This window comes from Burkholderia sp. RF2-non_BP3 (assembly GCF_001522185.1).
Lineage (GTDB): Bacteria > Pseudomonadota > Gammaproteobacteria > Burkholderiales > Burkholderiaceae > Burkholderia > Burkholderia diffusa.
Genome location: NZ_LOSU01000010.1, coordinates 178,393 through 199,412, shown reverse-complemented (window position 1 = coordinate 199,412; position 21,020 = coordinate 178,393). Strand labels below are relative to the sequence as shown.

The window sequence follows — 21,020 nt, the reverse complement described above, 5'->3', positions numbered from 1 at the left end:
CTCAGCCCAGGGCGTCGACCGGATCCGTCGCCTCGCCGCAGGCTGGTGCTACGTGACACGCGGCGCCGGCCGCGGGCGGCACCGACGCGGGGTGGATCATCTCGTCGCCGTTGACGGGCACCGGCCGCCGCACCGGCCGGTACACCGGTTCGCCCGGCTCGATCGCCTGCCCCGAGATCGCGCAGCGGCCCGGCTGCAACGCGACGCGCAAGCGCCAGCGTTGCTCGCCGTAATGGCAGCGCCCGCTTTCGCTCCAGCGCACCAGCAAGCCGTCGTCGCCAGCCTCCAGAATCGACACGAACAGTTGCGGCCGCAACGGTGAAACGCCAGGCGCGACAGGCTCCGGAAACGGCGCGCGATCGGTACGCTCCGACTGCCGGGCCATCCCGACCTCTGGCGACAACGGCATCGCGTCCCGCTCGTCGGCTACCAGCATGTGGTACGACACGTACTCGCAGATCAGGCTTTCGATGAGGTTTGGCATGCTGGATGACATTCCGTGAAGATTGAAGCGAGTCGCGCCGCGCACGCACGCGATCGGACATTGCCGCAGATGATACAAATTGAAGTTAACTTCAAGTAAAGAGGTGGAGCGTGCAACGATGCGTTTCGCCGATCGGCACAATGGGTTGCCCGACGGCGGTGGCAGCGTCTCGCGTTTCGTCTCAATCGGCTGAGACGAATGTCCCGGCGTCTCACGCGTTCCAGCCCGTCGCAAGCGCAGCAAGTTTCACGTGCGATTCGCTCTGCACGCCTCCTGATGTCAGCGCAAAACCAGATGCTGCACCGCACACTGCGCCTCCCGCTCCGTCGCCACCCGACCGCCGATTCGGGCTGGCCCCGTTCCTGCATGTCGGTCGCTCGCGCAATCGCGCGACGGACGCGCCGGCCGCCTTGCCGCGCGTCCGACGACAACCTGACGGAGACAGCAACGTGAGTACACCGGCACCGAACACCGCTCCCAGCAGCATGAAGGCCGCCGTCTGGCACGGCCGCAACGACATCCGCGTCGAGGAGGTTCCCGTTCCGGCGCATCCGCCGGCCGGCTGGGTCCAGATCCGCGTGCACTGGTGCGGGATCTGCGGCTCCGACCTGCACGAGTATGTCGCCGGGCCCGTATTCATCCCCGTCGACGCGCCGCACCCGCTGACGGGCCTGAAGGGCCAGTGCATCCTCGGCCACGAATTCAGCGGCGAAATCGCGGCGCTCGGCGCCGGCGTGACGGGCTTCGCGGTCGGCGAACGCGTGACGGCCGACGCGTGCCAGCATTGCGGCACCTGCTGGTATTGCCGGCACGGGCTGTACAACATCTGCGAGAACCTCGCGTTCACCGGGCTGATGAACAACGGCGCATTCGCCGAATTCGTCAACGTGCCGGCCGAACTGCTGTACAAGCTGCCCGACGACTTCCCGACCGAAGCCGGCGCGCTGATCGAGCCGCTCGCCGTCGGGCTGCATGCGGTGAAGAAGGCCGGCAACATCGTTGGCCAGACCGTCGTCGTGGTCGGCGCCGGCACGATCGGCCTCTGCACGATCATGTGCGCGAAGGCCGCGGGCGCCGGACGCGTGATCGCGCTGGAAATGTCGGCCGCGCGCAAGCAGAAGGCGCTGGAAGTCGGCGCGACGGTCGTGATCGACCCGAAGGCGTCCGACGCGATCGCGGAAATCAAGGCGCTGACGGGCGGCTACGGTGCCGACGTGTCGTTCGAGTGCATCGGCCACACGGCCACCGCGCAGCTCGCGATCGACGTGATCCGCAAGGCCGGCAAGTCGGTGATGGTCGGCATCTTCGAGGAGCCGACGTCGTTCAACTTCTTCGACATCGTGTCGACCGAGAAGGAAGTGATCGGCTCGCTCGCGTACAACGGCGAATTCGCGGACGTGATCCGCTTCATCGCGGACGGCCGCATCGACGTGCAGCCGCTGATCACCGGACGCATCAACCTCGGCGACATCGTCACGCACGGCTTCGAGGAACTGGTCAACCACAAGGACCGGAACGTGAAGATCATCGTCCAGCCCGCGACCGCCTGACGAACCGGGGACCGGCCGACCGGCACATGTTCCCGCCCGTTTTCGGTGCGCGCACAACGGCACCGGGTGCGGGCGCGCGGGGTCGGACTTCGATATACTCGAAGCGACATCACCGCCCCGCGCGCCGCCCGCGCGCCCGCTTCCGTGAAACCACGAGCCGGCCTGATCCTCGAACTCGTCGTCAACCTGCTGCTGCCCTGGGTCGCATACCGGGCGGCGCATCCGTATTTCGGCGAAACCGGCGCGCTGTATGCGTCGGCGATTCCGCCCATCGTCTGGTCCATCGTCGAATTCATCCGCTCCCGCCGCATCGATGCGGTGGCCGCCATCGTGCTGCTCGGCATCGCGCTGTCGATCGCCGGCATGGCGCTCGGCGGCAGCGCGCGCACGCTGCTGATGCGTGAATCGCTCGCGTCCGGCACGATCGGCGTCGTGTTCCTGCTGTCGTTGTTCCGCGATCGTCCGCTGATTTTCTATCTCGCGCGCGCGACGGTGGCCCGCGAGATGGCCGGCGGCGCCGCGCGTTTCGAGACGGTCTGGGCCGAGCAGCCGGGGCTGCGCCAGATGCTGCGGCTGATGACTTTCGTGTGGGGCGCGTGCATGACGCTCGAGATGCTGCTGCGCCTGTGGATGGTCGTCACCTGGCCCGTCGAGCGCGTGCTCGTCGTGTCGCCGATCATGGGCTACACGGTGTTCGGCACGCTGCTGCTGTGGACCTTCTGGTACCGGCGGCGAATGCGCGAGCGCAACCGCGTCGACATCCCTGGCCGCGACGGCATCACCGAAATCGCCGGCCGCTGAGCGCCCGCCCCGCGGCATGTCACGGCCGCTAGGGTATGATGCGCGGCGTTTCGTCCGACCCTGCATCGCCCCATGTCTCTCTCGCTTCTCCCGTGTGCCACGATCTGGCTCGCGCTGTTCGCGGCCGCCGCATTCGCGTGGCAGCGCCCGCTGCACGGCCTGAGCATCGCCCTTGCCGCGCTCGGCTATGCCGCTGCGCTGGCGTTCGGCAAGCTGGAGCCGATCGTGCTCGCGCCGCTCGCGCTGCTCGTGGCCGCCGCCTGGGGCGTCGCGCCGGGCCGTCCGGTCGCGGTGCGGATCGGCGCGCACGTCGCGTTTGCCGCGCTCGCGATCGCGCTGAGCCTGCACCTGATCCCCGGCTTCCACAATCCGCGCGTGATCGAACCGACGCGTTTCACGCCGGATGCCGTGCCGTTCACGATGTACCTGAATTTCGACAAGCCGCTCGTCGGTCTGTGGCTGCTGTGGGCGCTGCCGTGGATCGCGCCGGACGTCCCGCCGGCACGCGCGCTGCGCACCGGCGCCGTGGCGGCCGTCGCGACGGCGGCGGCCTGCCTGGCTGGCGCGCTCGCCTTCGGGATGGTCGGCTGGGCGCCGAAATGGCCGGCGTCGGGCTGGATGTGGCTCGTCAACAACGTGCTGCTCGTCACGCTCGCGGAGGAAGCGCTGTTCCGCGGTTACGTGCAGGGTGGACTCACGCGCGTGCTCGGCCGGTTCGGCTGGGGGCCATGGGCCGCACTTGCGATCGGCGCGGTGCTGTTCGGCGCCGCGCACGCGGCCGGCGGCTGGCCCTGGATCGTGCTCGGCACGGTGGCCGGCATCGGCTATGGCCTCGCCTGGCGGCGCGGCGGGCTGCTCGCGTCCGCGCTCGCGCATGCGGGGCTGAACGCGATCCACTTCGGGCTGTTCACCTACCCGATGCTCGCCGCCGCGCGCTGAACGCCGTGCGCGGCGGTGCGGCGGCGGGCACGAACGCCGCGGCATGCATCCGCCGGACGTCGCATGGTATCCCGCGGCGCGCAAACGCGTATCGGTGCACTCGCGCGCTACCGGCCAAGGCCGGACGGACGAATGCCGCCCCGCAGCCCGGATGCGCCGCTCGGCCCGGGTTGCGCGTCGAACGACGAACGGAGTTACTTGATCTGGTCGGCGAGCGGCTGCAGGAATTCGGAGAAGCCGGTCAGCATGATCTGCACGCCGATGCACAGCAGCAGGAACGCCGACACGCGCTTCGCGACCTTGGTGCCTTCGGTGCCGAGATAACGCGACAGCAGCGCGGCACGGCTGTAGGTCAGCCAGATCACGACCGCGACGAGCGCGGAAACCGCGATCGACACGATGCTCGACAGCATGAATTCCGACAGCTTGTGCGTGCGGTTCGCGTTCAGCGCGATCGCGGTGGCGATCGAGCCGGGGCCGACCGTCAGCGGCACGGTCAGCGGGAAGAACGCGCGGGTCATGATCGCGTTCGCATTGATCGGCTTGATCGGCGTATCGCCGCCGCCCGCCGGGCCGTCAGGCTCGTTCAGCATCTGCCAGCCCGCGACGGCGACCGCGAAGCCGCCGCCGATCCGCAGCGCTTCCATCGAAATCCCGAAGAAATGCAGCACCGGCGTGCCGGCGAAGAACGCGACCAGCAACACGATGAACGCGTTGAACGCCACCTTCTTCGCCAGCAGGTTCCGCTCGTCCTCGGTCAGCGCCTCGGTGCGTTCGAGAAACAGGAACGCGATGCCGATCGGATTGATGATGCCGATCAGGCCGGTGAAGCCGAACAGGATCTCGGAGATAAGGCGATTGACGATCATCGGAAGCGAGGAAACGGTCGGGGCTGGGCCGGCGGCGCGCCGGGGGTCACGCATTGTAGAGCAAGCGCCCGCGCCCGCGACGCAAATCACGCCCCGGGCCCGACGGGCCGCGCGACGCCCTTATTCGGCGACCGGCTCCCACGCCGGCGGCCGCTTCGCGAAGAACGCGGCGAAGCCTTCCTTCGCTTCCGGCGTCGCCCGCACGCGGGAGATCGTCTGTGCGGTGAACGCCGCGCGTTCGTCCGACGGCGGATACTCGCCGATCGCGTCGAAAAAGCGCTTGATCTCCATCAGCGCGTTCGGGCCATTGCGGCTCAGTTCGGCGAGGGTCTTGTCGAGCGCCGCGTCGAGGGCGTCGGACGGCACGGCCTGGTGGATCAGCCCGATCGCGACGGCCTCGCCGGCCGCGATCTGCGTCGCGGTCAGCGCGAGCCGGCGCGCCTGGCGCTGGCCGACCGCCTCGACCAGATACGGGCCGATCACCGACGGCAGGATCCCGAAACGGGCCTCGCTGACCGAGAAGCGCGCGTGATCGCTCGCGATCACGATGTCGCAAGCCGCGCACAGGCCGACGCCGCCGCCGAACGCGTGGCCCTGCACGCGCGCGACCGTCGGCTTCGGGCACTGCCGGATCGCCCGCATCATCGCGGCGAACCGCTCGGCGTCGCGCAAATTCGCGGCGGCGTCGTTCGCGCTCGCGCGCTGCATCCACTGCAGGTCGGCGCCCGCGCAGAACGCGCGGCCGTCCGAGCGCAGCACGATCGCGCGCACGTCGTCGCGCCCGCCGAGCGTCGTGAACGCGTCGGTCAGCTCGGCGATCATCGTCTCGTCGAACGCGTTGAGCACGTCGCCGCGCTGCAGCGCGACGGTCGCAATGCCGCGCGCATCGACGGCGACGGCCAGGGTCTTCAATCCATCCATCGAACAGGTTTCCTCGGGTAGAACAGGGAACGGCGAAACTCAGGCGGCCTGCCGGCGGTCGATCACGCGCCGGGCCTTGCCGGTCGCGCTTGCGGGAATGCCGCCCGCGCCGAGCACCGTCACGCCCGCCGACACGCCGACCATCGTCTTGATCCGGTGCTGCAGCTCGCGCGCGATCGCCGCGCGGTCGCCGTCGGTCACGCACGCGGCGGCCTCGGAGCGCAGCTCGACCGCGAGATCGAGCCGGTCCATGTGGCCGTCGCGCGAGATCGTGATCTGGAACTGGCCCGACAGCTTCGTCTGCGCGACGACGATTTCCTCGATCTGGCTCGGGAACACGTTCACCCCCCGCACGATCAGCATGTCGTCGGAGCGGCCCGTGATCTTCGCGAGCCGGCGCATCGCGCGCGCGGTCGGCGGCAGCAGCGCGGTGAGGTCGCGCGTGCGGTAGCGGATCACCGGCATCGCTTCCTTCGTCAGCGACGTGAACACGAGTTCGCCCTCGCTGCCGTCCGGCAGCACTTCGCCGGTCACGGGATCGATGATCTCCGGATAGAAATGGTCTTCCCAGATCACCGGGCCGTCCTTCGTCTCCACGCACTCACACGCGACGCCCGGGCCCATCACTTCCGACAGCCCGTAGATGTCGAGCGCGTCGATGCCCACGCGCGTCTCCACCTCCTCGCGCAGCGCCTGCGTCCACGGCTCCGCGCCGAAGATGCCGATCTTCAGCGACGACTCGGCCGGGTCCATGCCCTGCCGCACCATCTCGTCGATCAGGTTCAGCATGTACGACGGCGTGACGAGGATGATCTTCGGCTCGAAATCGCGAATCAGCTGCACCTGCTTCTCGGTCTGCCCGCCCGACATCGGCACGACCATGCAGCCGAGCCGCTCCGCGCCGTAGTGAATCCCGAGGCCGCCCGTGAAGAGCCCGTAGCCGAACGCGTTGTGCAGCGTGTCGCCCGGACGGCCGCCGGCCGCGCGGATCGAGCGCGCGGTCACGTTCGCCCAGGTATCGATGTCGCGCGCCGTGTAGCCGACCACCGTCGGTTTGCCGGTCGTGCCGCTCGACGCATGCACGCGCACGACTTGCTCGCGCGGCACCGCGAACAGCCCGAACGGATAGTTGTCGCGCAGGTCGTTCTTGGTCGAGAACGGGAATTTCGACAGGTCGGCGAGCGTCTTCAGGTCGTCCGGATGCACGCCGGCCGCGTCGAACGTGCGGCGATAGTGCGGGACGTTGTCGTACGCGTGGCGCAGCGACCACCTGAGGCGCTCGAGCTGCAGCGCCTGCAGTTCGTCGCGGCTGGCGGTCTCGATCGGCTCGAGGGCGGCGGCGGGATGCGTCGGGTGAGTCATCGGGGTGCTCCTCCAATGGAGTGATGTCGTTATCGTGATCGGGGTGCGGCTGCCGGCGGCTAGCGGAACGTGCGGCCGGCCGCGTGCAGCGCGGCGATGCGTGGCGACATGCGATAGCGGTCCTCGCCGTAGCTCGCCGCGAGGTTCGACAGCACGCGATGCACGCGGCCGATGCCGATGGCATCGGCCCACGCGAGCGGGCCGCACGGGTAGTTCACGCCCTTCTCCATCGCGAGATCGAGATCGGCGGGCGAGCACACGCCCTGGTTCACCGTGTCGGCCGCCTCGTTCGCGAGCATCGCGACGGTGCGCATCGCGACCATGCCCGGCACGTCCGCGATGCCGACGACGCGAAAGCCGGCTTGCTGGAACAGGCCGACCGCATCCGCATAGGCGTCGTCGCTGCACTGCAGCGCGCGCGTCAGCGCGACGAGCCCGGCCTGCGCGTAATCGCGCGCGAGATCGACGAGCACGAGGTCGGCCACGCCCGTTTGCGCGGCGCGCACCGTCGCGGTGCGGCCGTCGGTCAGCGCGATCGACGCGCGGCCGGCCACGGCCAGCAGTTCGTCGGCATGCGCGCCGCTCTGCCGCGCGCCCGCGATGCGTTCGGCGAAGCGTGCATGCAGCGCGGCAGCCGGGCCGTCCTGCGCGAACAGCACGACGTCGGCCGGCGCGTCACGCTGCGCTTCGAGGTCGGGCGCGGGCGGCGTCGCGCCGTCGGCATAGGAATAGAAGCCACGGCCCGACTTGCGTCCGAGGAAGCCTGCGTTCACGAGTTCCTGCTGGATCAGCGACGGCGTGTAGCGCGGGTCATTGAAGTAAGCGCGAAACACCGACTCGGTCACCGCGAAATTCACGTCGTGGCCGATCAGGTCCATCAGCTCGAACGGCCCCATCCGGAAGCCGCCGGCTTCGCGCATCACGGCATCGATCGAGGCCGGCGTGCCGCCCTGCTCGTTCAGCACGCGCAGCGCCTCCGCGTAATACGGCCGCGCAACGCGGTTCACGATGAAGCCCGGCGTCGACTTCGCCAGCACCGGCCGCTTGCCCCACGCGACGGCCGTGTCGTACAGCGCCCGCGCGACTTCCGGCGCGGTCGCGAGCCCGCTGACCACCTCGACGAGCGCCATCAGCGGCGCCGGATTGAAGAAATGCAGGCCGGCCACGCGCTGCGGCGCGCGCAGCCCGGCCGCGATCGACGTGATCGAGATCGACGACGTGTTGGTCGCCAGCACGCAGCGATCGTCGACATGACGCTCGAGCGTCGCGAAGATCTCGCGCTTCACGTCGAGCCGCTCGGCCGCTGCCTCGACGATCAGCGCCGCGCCGGCGAACTCGGCCAGCGCGCGCACCGCGCGAATCCGGTTGCCGGCCGCCTCCGCTTGCGCCGGCTCGAGACGGCCCTTCTCCGCGAGCCGCGCGAACTGCGCGCGGATGCCGGCCAGCGCCTTGTCGCACGCGGCTTCGTTCAGGTCGTACAGCAGCACCGCATGGCCGGCCGCCGCGGCAACCTGCGCGATGCCCGCGCCCATCGCGCCTGCGCCGATCACGCCGACGACCGCCGATTGCGCCAGCGCGCCCGAATTCACCGAATGTGCAGAAGAAACAGCCATCGCTTGCGATCCGTCATGAAGTGGAAGTGCGAGCGATTATAAACCGACCGGTCGGTAGATTTATGTCAGGGCGAGCCCGAATTTGTCGTGCAAGAGACCGTTACGGAAACTGTAAAACTCAAAAAATCGAACGATCGGGGCACTTTTTGCAAGCCGAAAGGTCAATGAAAGCATTCAAATATGAGATAGTGGCCCCCGAACGCCTGATAAAATTCGACAATTCGCCGGATTTCAGGGGGAAACCGCGTGTCACGCCGTTGCCGTCCATCGTCCGCGCCCTTTCGGGGTCGGTTCAGTCCCGCCGGCACGTCTGTCGTCAGGTGCAAGCGTCCCGCCTTCGGCACTCGGTCGCATCGAACCGTTTCATCCAGCGACGGGCCTCGGCCCGCCCGCGCCCCTCGTCGCCTCACGGCGGCGAACCCGAGGCAGCGCCGTTCCGTGCTGCCGTGCATCAGCTTCATCGTCCTCGTTCGGCGGATCATCCGGCCGGGCTTCGTCAACCCGTGACGGCGCGTCGCGCCGCCACCCGCATAGGAAACCGTCCATGCCGCTCTCGTCCAACCAGCTCCCGCGCTGGACCCTCTGGGCCCCGCTTGCCGCATGGCTGGTACTCGCGCTGTCGCGCGTCGTGCCGGCCGAAGGCCTCGTCATCGCCGTGTTCGCCGCCGCGCTCGCCGGCGCCGTGTTCGCCGCCGTCCACCATGCCGAAGTCGTCGCGCACCGCGTCGGCGAGCCGTTCGGCACGCTCGTGCTCGCAGTCGCCGTGACCGTCATCGAAGTCGCGCTGATCGTGTCGGTGATGCTCGGCGCGGGCCCCGAGAAATCGGGCCTCGCGCGCGACACCGTGTTCGCCGCCGTCATGATCATCTGCAACGGCATCGTCGGCCTCTGCCTGCTGGTCGGTGCGTGGAAGCACGGCGAACAGGATTTCCAGGGACGCGGCGCCAGCAAGGCGCTCGCGGTGCTCGCGTCGCTGTCGGTGCTGTCGCTCGTGATGCCGAACTACCTGAACGCCGCGCCGGGCCCGTTCTTTTCGAAATCGCAGCTTGCGTTCGCCGGCGTAGCGTCGCTCGTGCTGTACGGCGCATTCGTATTCGTGCAGACCGTGCGCCACCGCGACTACTTCCTCACCGAGCATGACAGCGCGAACGAATCGGTGCACGCGGCGCCGCCGAGCAGCCGTACCGCGCTGATCAGCCTCGTGCTGCTGTTCGCGAGCCTCGTCGCGGTCGTGCTGCTCGCGAAGCTGCTGTCGCCGGCCGTCGAGCATGCGGTGATGAAACTCGGCGCGCCGGAAGCGGCGGTCGGCATCGTGATCGCCGCGCTCGTGCTGCTGCCCGAAGGGCTCGCGGCCGTCACCGCCGCACGCGCGAATCGTTTGCAGACCAGCATGAACCTCGCGCTCGGCTCGGCGCTCGCGAGCATCGGGCTCACGATTCCGACCGTCGCGGCCGTGTTCATCTGGGTCGGCCAGCCGCTCACGCTCGGGATCGGCGCGATGGAAACCGTGCTGCTGTCGCTGACGCTGCTGGTCAGCACGCTGACGCTCAGCCAGGGACGCACGACGGTGCTGCACGGTGTCGTGCATTTGTCGCTGTTCGCGGCCTACCTGTTCCTGTCGATCACGCACTGACGCAAAACGGCGCGCGGCACGGCGAAAACGATTCGCCGTGCCGCGCGCCGTGTTTCATCTTCCCCGCTTCACCTTCTTCGCTTCACGCCGCGCCTACCGGACCGGAATCACGAGATGCTGGCCAGCCAGGATCAGGTTCGGGTTCGCGAGGTTGTTGCGGCGCTGGATCTCGCGATAGCGCTGGCCGCTGCCCAGCTTGCTCGCCGCGATCATGTTCAGCGTGTCGCCCGCCTTCACCACGTACGTCTTTTCGCCCGACGCGGCCGCGGTCGTCATCGCCTGGTCGCTGACGAAGTACTTGCGCAGCAGGTCCAGATACTGCGGCGACTGCTTGAGCTTCGCGATCGCGGCGTTCAGGTAGATCAGCAGGTCCTGGTCGTCGGCACGCACGCCGATCTTGTACGCGATGTTCGAGCCGTCGAGCTTGGTCACCGCGAACTTCAGGTCGGTGCCCTTGATCGAGCTGACCGCGAACGGATAGTCGTAGATGAACGCGTCGACCGCATGGCCGTCGAGGCTCTTCGCGATGAAAGCCGGGTCGGAATCGTCGACCTCGACCAACTGGACGTTCGGATACTGGCGCGTGACGAATGCACGCACGTCCGGGTCGCCCTTCAGGATGCCGACCGTCTTGCCGGCCAGATCGTCGGCCGAGCGGATCGCGGAGCCTTGCCGCACGATCAGCGAATAGCCGAAATCGTCGACGTACGGCACCGAGTAGACGACGCCCGCCGGCGTGTTGTCCGGGAACGTCAGCCCGTCCATCGCGACGTCGACGACATGGTTGCCCTTCGCATCGGTGTCGAGCAGTTGCTTGGGCACGCCCGGGTACGTGTCGACTTCGTGACGCGTATCGACGACGACCGGCTTGCCGCCGTGCGAGAACGACGGATCCGAGAACAGCAGCCGCGCGAATTCGACGTTGAAGCCGTGCGGCGCGCCCTTGTCCTCGCCGAAGAACGGCTCGCTCGGGTTCTGCACCGAGACTCGCACGACGCCGTTTTCGGCGATCGATTTCAGCGTGCTCGCCTGCGGCGTGAAGCCGGCCGGCAGCACGTTGCCCGACGTCGACGGCTGCGCGGGCTGGCCTGCGCCGCCCGCCTGCGCGGACGTCGCGCCGGGCGCCGCATCGTGCGCGGGAATCAGTGTCGACAGGCCGCCCTGGTGGACGATCCATACGCCGACGAGCACCACCAGAAACACGACTGCACCGAGAAGTTTTTTCATGGTTGCGTGCCTGCGGGAAGTTATTGTTGTTTCGACGGCAATGCAGCGGCCCGTGCCGCATCGGGGCCGGGCACGGGCGTGCCGTTCATCGCCGCCTGCTGTTGCGCCTGCTTGACCTCGGGATTGTCCAGCAGCGACGTCTCCATTTCGGAGAACGCCTTGTTCACCGAGCGCATCACCGAATCGACGGCCACGTCGGTCTTGATCTGCTCGAACGTATCGGCCGTCTGCCGGCCCGCGAGCTTGTTCATGTGCTGCGCCGCCTGCGACATGTCCCACATCGCCTTCGCGCGATCGATCGCGGACGCGAAATTCTTCAGTTCCGTCTGCACCTGCTTGTAGCGGCTTTCGCGAAACGCGAGCAGTTGCTTCATCGTGTCGAGCTGCGCGCGAAAGCGTGGCGCGTCGTCCGGATACTGCTTCTCGAACAGTTCGGTCTTGTCCCCGAAGTTCTTCACTTCGGTGCGGAACGCGGTGATGCTGTCCGCGAATTTCTGCGCCGCCTGGCGCTTTTCCGCGAGTTGGTTGATGAGCGTCTCGATCGGATTCGACTGCGCTTCCTCGACGATCATCTTCACCTTCTGGTTCGCGAACTTCATCGCGACGACCGGCGCGAAATAGATCGCCCCGAGGCCGATCACGGCCGCCGTGATCAGCGCGATCATCCCCTTCAGGATGAACAGCGCGGCCGGTGCCGCGATCGCGACGCCGGCGATGATGATCGCCCATTTGATCAGCTTTGCCTTGCCACTCCCCGAACTGCCGTTTGCTTCATTCGAAAGCTGCGACATGAGTTTTTCTCCTTGAACCTCGAACTGAACTGCGTGCGTAAGCTGCGTCTGCTCAATCGAAATGCTTCGGACTCCGGTGCCGCCGCGCGCGCGGGACGGTCGACGGCACGATGCGTGAACGCGTGCCGGCGGCGTCACGAAACGCCGGTGTAAGCGTCGTGCGCGATACGGTATTCGGGCGCGACAGGCTGACGCGCGACGCGGCGGCGCCGATCGGCACCGCTCATCGTCGCGGCCGGCGCGCGAACGGGAAAGTGTACCGATGCACGGTACGAAACGGGATGACGGATACGTGACGCGACGGGCGTCGGGAAAATCGCGATTCCGGCGGGCCGGTGGCTGCGGCGCCGGGATTCCGGTACGAGTGCGTGAAGGCTCATCGTTGTTCTTGTGCGCGTCGCTGATGCGGGAACGCGCGGCCAGCGCGCCCCGCTCCAAATGCACTCACGTATCCTGCGCCGACCGGCATGCAGCGTCAAGCGGTCGGCGCGGTGCGTTGCCCTTTCGCGATCGAAAGCGTGCGCGGCGCGTCAGCTTTCCGAACGGTAAGGATGTTGCCGACGCCGCGATGCGTCGCGCTCGGTCGAAATCGACGTCGATCGAAACGCGGCCCGCGGCCGGCCGCCGGGATGTTACGTCTCGGCGCCGATCGCGGCGTCCGCATCGAACCCGTACAGCACGGCCGGATTGTCGACGAGCATCGCGCGGCCGACCGCCTCGTCCGCCGCGCAGGCGTGCAACCAGCCGAGCAGGTGCGCATCGTCGGGCACCGGCGACGCGTTCGGATGCGGCCAGTTGCTACCCCACACGCAGCGCGCCGAATGCTCGCGCGCGAGCACGGTGGCAAGGCGCGCGACGTCGTCGTAACCGGGCGCACCGCATCGCGAAGTCTCGTAAGGCGCGGACAGCTTCACCCAAACGTGGCCGCGATCCAGCAGGCGCCGCAATGCGACGAACGCCGGCGCATCCGGCGTCACCGGCGTCAGGAACTTGCCCGTGTGATCGACGACGACATGCGCCGGCAACGACGTCAGCATCGACTCGACGTCGGGCAGCGTCCGGCCATCGAGCTGCAGGTCGATGTGCCAGCCGAGCGGCGCGATCCGCGTGGCCATCCGCTCGAGCTCGTCCCATCGCGCGACGCCGCCCGACAGCGTCATGAACCGCACACCGCGGATGCCTCTTGCGTGCAGCCGCTCGAGTTCGGCGTCCGGCACGTCGACGGGCAACGTCGCGACGCCACGCGCCTGCGGGCCGAGCGCGGCCAGCGCATCGAGCGTGCAGCGGTTGTCGAACCCGTAACCGGTCGGCTGCACGACGACCACGCGCGCGAGGCCGAGCGCCCGCTGCACGCGGCGATACGCGTCCACCGGCGCATGCGGCGGGCGGAACGTCGCCGTCGGTGCGAGCGGATACGCATCGTCGTAAATATGAATATGGCAATCGCAGGCGGGCGACGACCGTGCACCGGTGCGGTCGTGCGTCATCGTGCGCCCGGCGCGGCGGATGCGTCGGCCGATCGCCAGCGTGCGAGCCGCGTCGCGCGCGCGGCGTTGACCGCGCCGTTCGGCACGCGTGCGTCGAGCAGCGCGGCGAGTTGTTCGACCGTCTCCAGTGCCTGGTGCTCGACCGCCGGCCGCGTCAGTCCGCCGATATGCGGCGTGGCGATCACGCGCGGATGCGCGGCGAGTGCGGGCGTCGGCATCTGGTCCGTCGCGCGGCCGACATCGAGCGCGCAACCGGCCAGCCGGCCGCTGTCGAGCGCGTCGGCCAGCGCCCGCTCGTCGACGAGCTCGCCGCGCGACGCATTGACGAAGCACGCGCCCGGCTTCATCGCGGCGAATGCACCCGCATCGAACAGGTTCGCGGTGGCGGGCGTCGCCGGCGCGAGGCACACGACGTAATCCGCGTTGCGCAGCAAGGTCGCGCGGTCGACCTGTTCGATCGACGGCGTGTCGACCCGCACGTACGGATCGCACACGAGCACGCGCATCCCGAACGCCGTCGCGATCGGCGCGAGATGGCGCGCGATCTGTCCATAGCCGACCACGCCCAGCGTGCCGCCGCGCAATTCGCGGCCCATCCGCGGCAGCGGCGGCGTGCCGCGGTGGTACGCATCGGCGTACGCGCCGATACCGCGCGCGAGGTCGATCATCGCGCCGATCACCCACTCCGCGACGGCCGGCCCGAAACCGGGGCTCGCCTGCGTGACCAGCACGCCGAATTCGCTCGCCGCGTCGACGTCGACGGTACGAATGTCGACCGCGCAGCGCAGGAACGCGGCGAGCGCGGGCAGCCCCGCGAACAGCGCGCGCGGCGCCGGCGTCTGCCGGTACGCGATCATCGCGTCGCATCCCTGGGCGGCGGCGATCAGCTCGTCCGTGCCGAGCTCGCGGTCGAGCGGATTGCACGTGACGTCCGCGATCGCCCGCAGCGCGCGCAGCGCCTTCGCACCGAAGTAGTAATCGAGCATCCCGGACGGATGGGTCACATAGACGCGCGTCATGCGGGGGCTCCGTCCGATTCGACCGCACGTGGCGGCGGCGGAGCGACCGACGCGCGCTCGACGAGCGTGACGCCCGGGAACACGCACTGCCCGGGCTCCGACGGGTCGCCGTCGTGCCGCATCACGCGCCGCACCATTTCCGCGGCCATGTCCGTGACGGGCAGCTGCACCGTGGTCAGCGCGGGCCACGAGATCGCCGACAGGAAGTGACCATCCATCCCGACGACCGATACGTCGTCCGGCACGCGCAATCCGCCGTCGCGCAGCCCGGCCATCAGGCCCAGCGCGAACAGGTCGTTGACCGCGACGATGCCGGTCGGCCGCGCCGGATCGGCCGCGAGCGCCGCGCCCAGCGCGCGCCCGACCTCGACGATCACCGCGTCGCCATATTCGTTCGCCGGACCGCCGTCGAGCACTTGCGCATCGGCACCTGCGTCGCGCGCAGCCGCGAGAAAGCCGCGAATCTTGTCGCTGCGGCTCACGGTGACGCCGGCCACCGTCGCGAACGCGAGCCGCGTATGGCCCGCGGCGACGAGACAGGCGGTCGCGAGCCGCGCGGCCGCTTCGTTGTCGGCCGTCACGTGATCGACCTTCGATTGCTCGCCGGGCGTCGCGCGGCGGTCGTAGCTGACGACCGTCATCCCGCGTTCGGCCGCGCGTTCGAGGTGGCTTTCGTCGGCGAGCGACGAGATCACGATCACGCGCCGCACGCCGTGCGCAAACAGGTCGTCGAAGAACGACGCCTCCTTGCCCGCGTCGCGGTACGTGTTGCCGATCAGCACGCGATGGCCGTACTGCTCCTGCGCGCAAGCCTCGATCTCGCGCGCGATGTAGCCGTACATCGGATTCGCCATCGACGGCACCAGCAGCCCGACGAGCGGCGTCTGCCCCGTCTTGAGCTGGCGCGCGAGCGTGCTCGGCCGGTACTGCAGCGCATCCATCGACGCCTTCACGCGTTCGAGCGTCTCCGGCTTCATCTGATCGGTGCGGCCGTTGAGCACGTTCGAAACCGTGCTGACCGAAACAGCCGCATGACGGGCCACGTCCTGAATCGTACTCATGTCGTCTTGCAATGAACGGGCTACAGGCCGAAACGGGCCGGCAGCCACAACGAAAACGCCGGTGCGAAGATCAGCGCCACGAGGGCGACCGACAGCACCAGCAGGTATTTCACCATCGGCCGCGCCACGCGCGCGACCTCGGTCCCCGTGATCGCGCAGGTCGTGAACAGCCCGAGCCCGACGGGCGGCGCGAACAAGCCGAGCCCCATCGCCACCACCACGACCGTGCCGAAATGCAGCGGGTTGATGCCGAGCTGCAGCGCGATCGGCGCGAGCAGCGGCCCGAAGATGATCAGCGCGGGCGCGCCTTCGAGCACGGCGCCGAACACGATCATCAGCAGCGCGGCCAGCAACAGGAACGCCGTCGAGCCGTACTGATGGGCAAACGCCGTCATTGTGCCCGAGACGAGCGCGGGAATCTGCTCGATCGACAGCGCGAACGACACGCTCGACGCCGCCGCGACGATGAACAGGATACCGCTCGCCATCGACGCCGCACGGACGAACACGCGGCCGACCGAGCGCCAGGTCAACTCGCGGAACGCCGCCCAGCCGACCACCAGCGCATAGACCACCGCGAACGCCGACACTTCCGTCGACGTCGCGATGCCCGACGTCACGCCCTTGCCGATCATCGCGACCATGATCAGCGCGACGAGCGCGCCGCCGGCGAGCGGCAGCCACGCGCGGCGTTCGACGAACACGGCGTCGATGTCGATCCGGCGTCCGCAGATCACGGTCACGACCGCCAGCGACGCGGCGAGCACGGCCGCCGGCACGATCCCCGCGACGAACAGCCCGGCGATCGAGATGTTCGCGACGAAGCCCATGATGATCATGTTCACGCACGGCGGAATCGTCTCGGCCATCACCGCGCTGCACGCGAGCAGCGCCGCGGTTTCGTCGGGATCCTGCCGCGCGCGGCGCACGGCCGGCATCACGACGCCGCCCACCGCCGCGATGTCGGCCAGCTTCGAACCCGACACGCCGGAAAAGCACGCCGTCGCGAAGATCACGATCAGCCCGAGCCCGCCGCGCACGCGCCCGAAGATCCGCAGCAACAATTCGACGAGCCGCGCGGACATCCCGTTCGACTCCATCAGCAAGCCGGCCAGCACGAAGAACGGCACGGCGAGCAGCACGAAGTGATCGGCGCCGGCCATCACCTGCTGCGAATAGACGAGCAACGGCAGCGTCGGATCGGCGAGAAAGTACAGCAGCGCCGAGAACGCGAGCACGAAGCCGATCGGCACGCCCAGCACGAGCCCGCCGACGAAGCCGGCGACCAGCAGCGCCCCCGGCGCGATCGCGTGTTCGGGCCACAGCGCGTTCCAGCCGTACACGGCACCCGCGAGCACCGCGCAGCAGGCCAGCGTGCCGAGCACGCGGCGGCGCGGCGCGTTCAGCGCGTTCGCGAGCGCGAACACGCTCATGAACAGCGCGCCGAACATCATCGGATACACGTTGATCCAGCCCGGCAGGCCGCCGGTCGTCAACTGATCGTACGAGTCGCCGAGCAACTGCCACGACGACGCCAGCAGGTTCAGCGACACCGCCGCGACGATCCAGTGCCCGATCTGCACGAGCGCGCCCTGCCAGCGTGCCGGCAGCCAGCCGCGGAACAGGTCGATGCCGACGTGCTGGCTGCGGCCGAGCACCGTCGCCGCGCCGAAGAACACCAGCACGATCATCAGCGCGCTCGCGACCTCCTCGGCCCAGTCGACCGGATCGTGCAGGAAATAACGGAAGACGACCGACACGAATACAACCAGCACGTCGACGGCCAGCACGGCGGCCGACACGTATTCGATCCAGCGCATCGCCGCATCCAGCGCACGAGCGGCGGCGCGCACGGGACGGCCTGGGGCGACGGCCGGCACGGCGCTCGAAACGGAACCGGTATCCATCGCTCAACCCCGCGCGGCGGCGATCGCCGGAAACAGCGGCGCGGTGGCCGGATACTGCTTCGCGAACGCCATGTAGAGGCGGTCGTGCATTGCCTGCCGCAGCGCCGTGCGCTCGGCATCCGCCATCGGATGAAACGTCATCCCGTGCTGCTTCAGCGCCGCCTCCGCCTGCTCGGCCTTCTGCGCCGCGATCGCGCGCTGCTGCGCGGTCGCGTCGGCCACCGCGCGGTCGAACGCCGGGCGCAGGTTCGCCGGGATCCGCTCGAGCGCGCGCCGCCCCATCACGACGGTCATCGCCGCGAACACGTGATGCGATTGCCAGCACGACTTGACGATCTCGTCGAAGCGGCTCGCGAGCACGGTGGCCGGATCGTGCTCGAGTCCGTCGACGACGCCCGTCTGCACGGCCATGTAGAGCTCGCCGAACGGAATCGGCGTCGGCACCGCGCCCATCACCTTGAAGGTGTCCATGAAGGCCGGCGTCGGCAGCACGCGCAGCTTCGTGCCCTTCACGCCCTGCAGCGCCGTGACCGGCTGCTTCGTGAACACGCAGCGCCCGCCGAAGTGCGAGCCCCACGTCAGCACCGAGCAGCCCGCGCGCTTTTGCAGCAGCGCGTTCAGGCTGGCGCCGACCTGGCCGTCGAGCACCTTCGCGACGTGCGCATAGCTGTCGAACAGGTAGCCGAGATCGAGCATGCCGAGTTCCGGCGCGACCGTGGCCCAGATCGACGAGCCCGCGATCATCATGTCGATCGCGCCGATCTTCACCTGCTGCGCGACGTCGCTCTCCTTGCCGAGCTGGCTGTTCGGAAAGTAGTCGACCCGGATCGCGTCGCCGACGCTCGCCTTCAGGTTCGCCGCGAGGCGCTCGTACCACACGTAGTGCGCGGCGTTCTGATCGGCCGGCATCGACGACGAGCAGCGCAGCGTCACGGCCTGCGCCGCGCGACCGATTTCCGGCAAGCCGCCCGCGACCGCGAGCGTGGCGGCGGACGCCGTTTGCAGAAAGCGCCGCCGGGTGAAGGTAGTCATGGCCGTCTCCTTTCCAATCGCGTCTTCTGACGCAACTGTATCGATTTAGTGTATCGATACAGTAATACGACGACCGATGAGCGTGAAATGAGGGTTTTCCCGTGACGGGCAGGTGGAAATTTCGGGCCGAAGTACCACGCGGCGTCGCCGCATTTCGGTCTTTCCGGCCCGTGGCGCACGTCAGGCGTGCCGGCGGATATCGTCAGACAACTGACTTTTTCTAAACGGCGATGCCGTCCGCACCGTCCGTCAGAAACTGCCCGACCATCGCGTTGAACACCGGCAGCGCCGGATTGTCGTTGTCCGCGCGCCACGCGAGATACAGCTCGGCCGCCACGTCGACGCCCGCGAGCGGCCGGAACACCACGCCGTCCACATGCAGCTCGCGTGCCGACGCCGGCACCAGCGCGGCACCCAGCCCGGCACGCACCAGGCCGAGGATCGTATGCGTCTGCCCGACGTAATGCAGGTAATTCGGCAAGCGCCCCGCGCTGGCGAACATCCCCGAGATCATGTCGTGGAAGTACTTGCCCTCGTTCGGCGAATACGCGATGAACGGCTGCCGGTCGAGCTCGTCCGGGCCGATCTGCTCGTACGCGGCCAGCGGCGCGCCCTGCGCGACCGCGACGAGCATCGGCTCGCGCTGCACGAGCCGGTATTCGAGCGGATGGCGCGCCGCGCGCTGGCGCACGAAGCCCGCGTCGAGCATGCGCGACGCAAGCGCCTCGATCTGCACGGTCGACACCATTTCGCGCAGCTCGACATCGACGTCCGGCAGCGCGTGCGCCGCATGCGCGAGCAGTTCCGGAATCATCCGGTATGCGCTGACGGCCGTGAAGCCGAGCGTGATGCGGCCAGCCTCGCCGTGCGCGACGCGCTGCGCGGCCTGCTCGGCCCGCGCGGAAAATTCGAGGATGTGCCGCGCATCGCGCAAGAAGCGCTCGCCGGCCGCGGTCAGTCTGACCTGCCGGCTGCTGCGTTCGAGCAGCGCGATGCCGAGCGCATGTTCGAGCAACTGGATCTGCCGGCTGAGCGGCGGCTGCGTCATGAAGAGCCGCCTGGCCGCGCGGCCGAAATGCAGTTCCTCGGCCACGGCGACGAAGCAGCGAAGCTGGTTCAGTTCAATCATTCAAATCTTGAATCAATCGATCGCGTCTTGATGTTAGACCGATATCGATACGATTCCCATACTCGGTTGCAGCCGATGCGCGGCCGCGCCGCGCGCGCCGACCGAGGCCTCCATGACCATCGCTCGCCGGTCGCTTCGACCGGATTCGGATCACACGGCACGCATGACGCCCGGCGGCGGCATCACGCGCGCTGGCGCGTGCCCGGCGTCGGCGCGACCGCGAGCCGGTCGAGTTCGCGCAGGTCGTTCTCCAGCGCGGGCGTGAGCGTCGTGCGCAGATGGTCGAGGAAGGTGCGGATCTTCGCGTCGAGATAGCGGCGCGTCGCATAGACGGCATACACGCTGACCGTCTGCAGCCGGTATTCGGGCAGCACGCGAATCAGCCGCCCTTCGCGGATGTCGTCGAGCACGGTGTACAGCGCGACGCACGCGATGCCGCGCCCTGCCCGCACCGCGACGCACAACGCATCCGGCACGTTGACCTGGAACGGCGCCGGCTGCAGCTCGTACACCGTTTCCTCGTCGTCGCCGCGCTCGAGCCGCCACTCGCTGGCCGGCGATGCGGGCGTATCGAGGCGCAGGCACACGTGGTTCGGCAGATCATCGGGCGTGGTCGGCGTGCCATGCCGCGCCAGGTATTCGCGCGATGCAACCAGCACGCTGCAACTCGTGCCGCAAGTCTGCGCGACGTAGCCGGAATCGGGCAGCTGCGACGCGGTCACGATCGACACGTCGTAGCCTTCCTCGACGAGGTTCGGCATCCGCTGCGCGAGCGTCAGCTCGATCGACACGTCCGGGTTGTCTTCCTGGTAGCGCACGATCGACGAGACGACATGACTCTGCCCGAGCCCCGTCATCGCATGGATGCGCATCTTGCCGCTCGGCCGCAGCAGCGCGTTGCGCGCCTCGGCGTTCGCGTAGTCGAATTCGGCGAGGATCGATTTCGCACGCTCGAAGTAGCGCTCGCCGCTTTCGGTGAGGCCGAGATGGCGCGTCGTGCGATGCAGCAGCCGCGTCTGTACGTGAGCTTCAAGATTCGACACCGCGCGCGACACCTGCGCGGTGGTCGCATCGATTTCTTTGGCGACCGCGGTGAAACTGCCGGCTTCGACAACGCGCACGAACAGGCGCATGTTTTCGAGCATGTCCATTGAATTGGCTTGGGGGGTATCGGTGGAGGAACGTCGGCGGCGCT

General features: G+C 68.5%; 18 protein-coding genes. 4 read left to right on the top strand and 14 right to left on the bottom strand.

Going from position 1 to position 21,020, the window contains the following annotated elements; genetic code table 11:
• Position 1: 1 nt before the first annotated feature.
• On the bottom strand, positions 2–484 hold the full coding sequence (locus tag WS45_RS04460) for a DUF3331 domain-containing protein (protein WP_059698437.1): 483 nt from the start codon (positions 482–484) through the stop codon (positions 2–4).
• A 485-nt stretch (positions 485–969) separates the two neighbouring features.
• Here WS45_RS04460 and WS45_RS04455 point away from each other — a divergent pair, with 485 nt between their 5' ends.
• The 3 genes from WS45_RS04455 to WS45_RS04445 all read left to right on the top strand — a co-directional run bounded on the left by WS45_RS04455 (position 970) and on the right by WS45_RS04445 (position 3,774).
• Positions 970–2,034, top strand: a complete 1,065-nt coding sequence (locus WS45_RS04455; protein ID WP_059698435.1) for a 2,3-butanediol dehydrogenase — start codon at positions 970–972, stop codon at positions 2,032–2,034.
• Between the two features lie 144 nt (positions 2,035–2,178).
• Entirely contained in the window at positions 2,179–2,835 is a 657-nt protein-coding gene (locus WS45_RS04450; RefSeq protein ID WP_059691270.1) for a VC0807 family protein, read from the top strand.
• Positions 2,836–2,907: 72 nt separating this feature from the next.
• Positions 2,908–3,774, top strand: a complete 867-nt coding sequence (locus tag WS45_RS04445) for a CPBP family intramembrane glutamic endopeptidase (RefSeq protein ID WP_059698433.1) — start codon at positions 2,908–2,910, stop codon at positions 3,772–3,774.
• Positions 3,775–3,968: 194 nt separating this feature from the next.
• On the opposite strand, the gene WS45_RS04440 is transcribed toward WS45_RS04445, so the two are convergent.
• The 4 genes from WS45_RS04440 to WS45_RS04425 all read right to left on the bottom strand — a co-directional run bounded on the left by WS45_RS04440 (position 3,969) and on the right by WS45_RS04425 (position 8,539).
• On the bottom strand, positions 3,969–4,643 hold the full coding sequence (locus WS45_RS04440; RefSeq protein ID WP_059533833.1) for a MarC family protein: 675 nt from the start codon (positions 4,641–4,643) through the stop codon (positions 3,969–3,971).
• Positions 4,644–4,763: 120 nt separating this feature from the next.
• The gene (locus WS45_RS04435; protein WP_059698431.1) at positions 4,764–5,564 is read right to left on the bottom strand and encodes an enoyl-CoA hydratase-related protein; all 801 of its coding nucleotides are present in this window, start codon (positions 5,562–5,564) and stop codon (positions 4,764–4,766) included.
• 39 nt (positions 5,565–5,603) lie between these two features.
• Positions 5,604–6,926, bottom strand: coding sequence for a phenylacetate--CoA ligase PaaK (paaK, locus tag WS45_RS04430; protein WP_059698429.1), 1,323 nt, complete (start codon positions 6,924–6,926; stop codon positions 5,604–5,606).
• 59 nt (positions 6,927–6,985) lie between these two features.
• A complete protein-coding gene (locus WS45_RS04425) occupies positions 6,986–8,539 on the bottom strand; it encodes a 3-hydroxyacyl-CoA dehydrogenase (RefSeq protein ID WP_059698427.1) in 1,554 nt (517 codons plus the stop codon).
• 544 nt (positions 8,540–9,083) lie between these two features.
• Here WS45_RS04425 and WS45_RS04420 point away from each other — a divergent pair.
• Positions 9,084–10,172 (top strand): calcium:proton antiporter, encoded by a 1,089-nt coding sequence (locus WS45_RS04420; RefSeq protein ID WP_059533841.1) that lies wholly within the window; start codon positions 9,084–9,086, stop codon positions 10,170–10,172.
• A gap of 93 nt (positions 10,173–10,265) precedes the next feature.
• On the opposite strand, the gene WS45_RS04415 is transcribed toward WS45_RS04420, so the two are convergent.
• The 9 genes from WS45_RS04415 to WS45_RS04375 form a co-directional block, all read right to left on the bottom strand.
• Complete coding sequence (locus WS45_RS04415) at positions 10,266–11,399, bottom strand: transporter substrate-binding and LysM peptidoglycan-binding domain-containing protein (protein WP_059698425.1); 1,134 nt, start codon at positions 11,397–11,399, stop codon at positions 10,266–10,268.
• 20 nt (positions 11,400–11,419) lie between these two features.
• On the bottom strand, positions 11,420–12,190 hold the full coding sequence (locus tag WS45_RS04410) for a hypothetical protein (RefSeq protein ID WP_059698423.1): 771 nt from the start codon (positions 12,188–12,190) through the stop codon (positions 11,420–11,422).
• Between the two features lie 632 nt (positions 12,191–12,822).
• On the bottom strand, positions 12,823–13,677 hold the full coding sequence (locus tag WS45_RS04405; RefSeq protein ID WP_059698421.1) for an amidohydrolase family protein: 855 nt from the start codon (positions 13,675–13,677) through the stop codon (positions 12,823–12,825).
• Complete coding sequence (locus tag WS45_RS04400) at positions 13,674–14,696, bottom strand: NAD(P)-dependent oxidoreductase (RefSeq protein WP_059698419.1); 1,023 nt, start codon at positions 14,694–14,696, stop codon at positions 13,674–13,676. Before WS45_RS04400 ends, WS45_RS04405 begins: the two co-directional genes overlap by 4 nt.
• The gene (locus WS45_RS04395; protein WP_059698418.1) at positions 14,693–15,769 is read right to left on the bottom strand and encodes a LacI family DNA-binding transcriptional regulator; all 1,077 of its coding nucleotides are present in this window, start codon (positions 15,767–15,769) and stop codon (positions 14,693–14,695) included. Before WS45_RS04395 ends, WS45_RS04400 begins: the two co-directional genes overlap by 4 nt.
• An 8-nt stretch (positions 15,770–15,777) precedes the next feature.
• Positions 15,778–17,664, bottom strand: a complete 1,887-nt coding sequence (locus WS45_RS04390; protein WP_059698415.1) for a TRAP transporter large permease — start codon at positions 17,662–17,664, stop codon at positions 15,778–15,780.
• A 3-nt stretch (positions 17,665–17,667) separates the two neighbouring features.
• Positions 17,668–18,696: a TRAP transporter substrate-binding protein gene (locus WS45_RS04385; RefSeq protein WP_059698413.1), complete on the bottom strand. Its 1,029-nt coding sequence runs from the start codon at positions 18,694–18,696 to the stop codon at positions 17,668–17,670.
• Positions 18,697–18,916: 220 nt separating this feature from the next.
• On the bottom strand, positions 18,917–19,825 hold the full coding sequence (locus WS45_RS04380; RefSeq protein ID WP_059698411.1) for a LysR substrate-binding domain-containing protein: 909 nt from the start codon (positions 19,823–19,825) through the stop codon (positions 18,917–18,919).
• Positions 19,826–20,007: 182 nt separating this feature from the next.
• On the bottom strand, positions 20,008–20,976 hold the full coding sequence (locus WS45_RS04375) for a LysR family transcriptional regulator (RefSeq protein WP_059691282.1): 969 nt from the start codon (positions 20,974–20,976) through the stop codon (positions 20,008–20,010).
• Positions 20,977–21,020 lie beyond the last annotated feature (44 nt).

What these genes read in the sequence shown, in the direction of transcription:
- WS45_RS04440 (WP_059533833.1), bottom strand. Translation starts at nt 4,643, where the DNA reads ATGATCGTCAATCGCCTTATCTCCGAGATCCTGTTCGGCTTCACCGGC.
- WS45_RS04455 (WP_059698435.1), top strand. Translation starts at nt 970, where the DNA reads ATGAAGGCCGCCGTCTGGCACGGCCGCAACGACATCCGCGTCGAGGAG.
- WS45_RS04390 (WP_059698415.1), bottom strand. Translation starts at nt 17,664, where the DNA reads ATGGATACCGGTTCCGTTTCGAGCGCCGTGCCGGCCGTCGCCCCAGGC.
- paaK (WP_059698429.1), bottom strand. Translation starts at nt 6,926, where the DNA reads ATGACTCACCCGACGCATCCCGCCGCCGCCCTCGAGCCGATCGAGACC.
- WS45_RS04460 (WP_059698437.1), bottom strand. Translation starts at nt 484, where the DNA reads ATGCCAAACCTCATCGAAAGCCTGATCTGCGAGTACGTGTCGTACCAC.
- WS45_RS04420 (WP_059533841.1), top strand. Translation starts at nt 9,084, where the DNA reads ATGCCGCTCTCGTCCAACCAGCTCCCGCGCTGGACCCTCTGGGCCCCG.
- WS45_RS04385 (WP_059698413.1), bottom strand. Translation starts at nt 18,696, where the DNA reads ATGACTACCTTCACCCGGCGGCGCTTTCTGCAAACGGCGTCCGCCGCC.
- WS45_RS04415 (WP_059698425.1), bottom strand. Translation starts at nt 11,399, where the DNA reads ATGAAAAAACTTCTCGGTGCAGTCGTGTTTCTGGTGGTGCTCGTCGGC.
- WS45_RS04375 (WP_059691282.1), bottom strand. Translation starts at nt 20,976, where the DNA reads ATGGACATGCTCGAAAACATGCGCCTGTTCGTGCGCGTTGTCGAAGCC.
- WS45_RS04405 (WP_059698421.1), bottom strand. Translation starts at nt 13,677, where the DNA reads ATGACGCACGACCGCACCGGTGCACGGTCGTCGCCCGCCTGCGATTGC.
- WS45_RS04380 (WP_059698411.1), bottom strand. Translation starts at nt 19,825, where the DNA reads ATGATTGAACTGAACCAGCTTCGCTGCTTCGTCGCCGTGGCCGAGGAA.
- WS45_RS04410 (WP_059698423.1), bottom strand. Translation starts at nt 12,190, where the DNA reads ATGTCGCAGCTTTCGAATGAAGCAAACGGCAGTTCGGGGAGTGGCAAG.
- WS45_RS04400 (WP_059698419.1), bottom strand. Translation starts at nt 14,696, where the DNA reads ATGACGCGCGTCTATGTGACCCATCCGTCCGGGATGCTCGATTACTAC.
- WS45_RS04435 (WP_059698431.1), bottom strand. Translation starts at nt 5,564, where the DNA reads ATGGATGGATTGAAGACCCTGGCCGTCGCCGTCGATGCGCGCGGCATT.
- WS45_RS04445 (WP_059698433.1), top strand. Translation starts at nt 2,908, where the DNA reads ATGTCTCTCTCGCTTCTCCCGTGTGCCACGATCTGGCTCGCGCTGTTC.
- WS45_RS04425 (WP_059698427.1), bottom strand. Translation starts at nt 8,539, where the DNA reads ATGGCTGTTTCTTCTGCACATTCGGTGAATTCGGGCGCGCTGGCGCAA.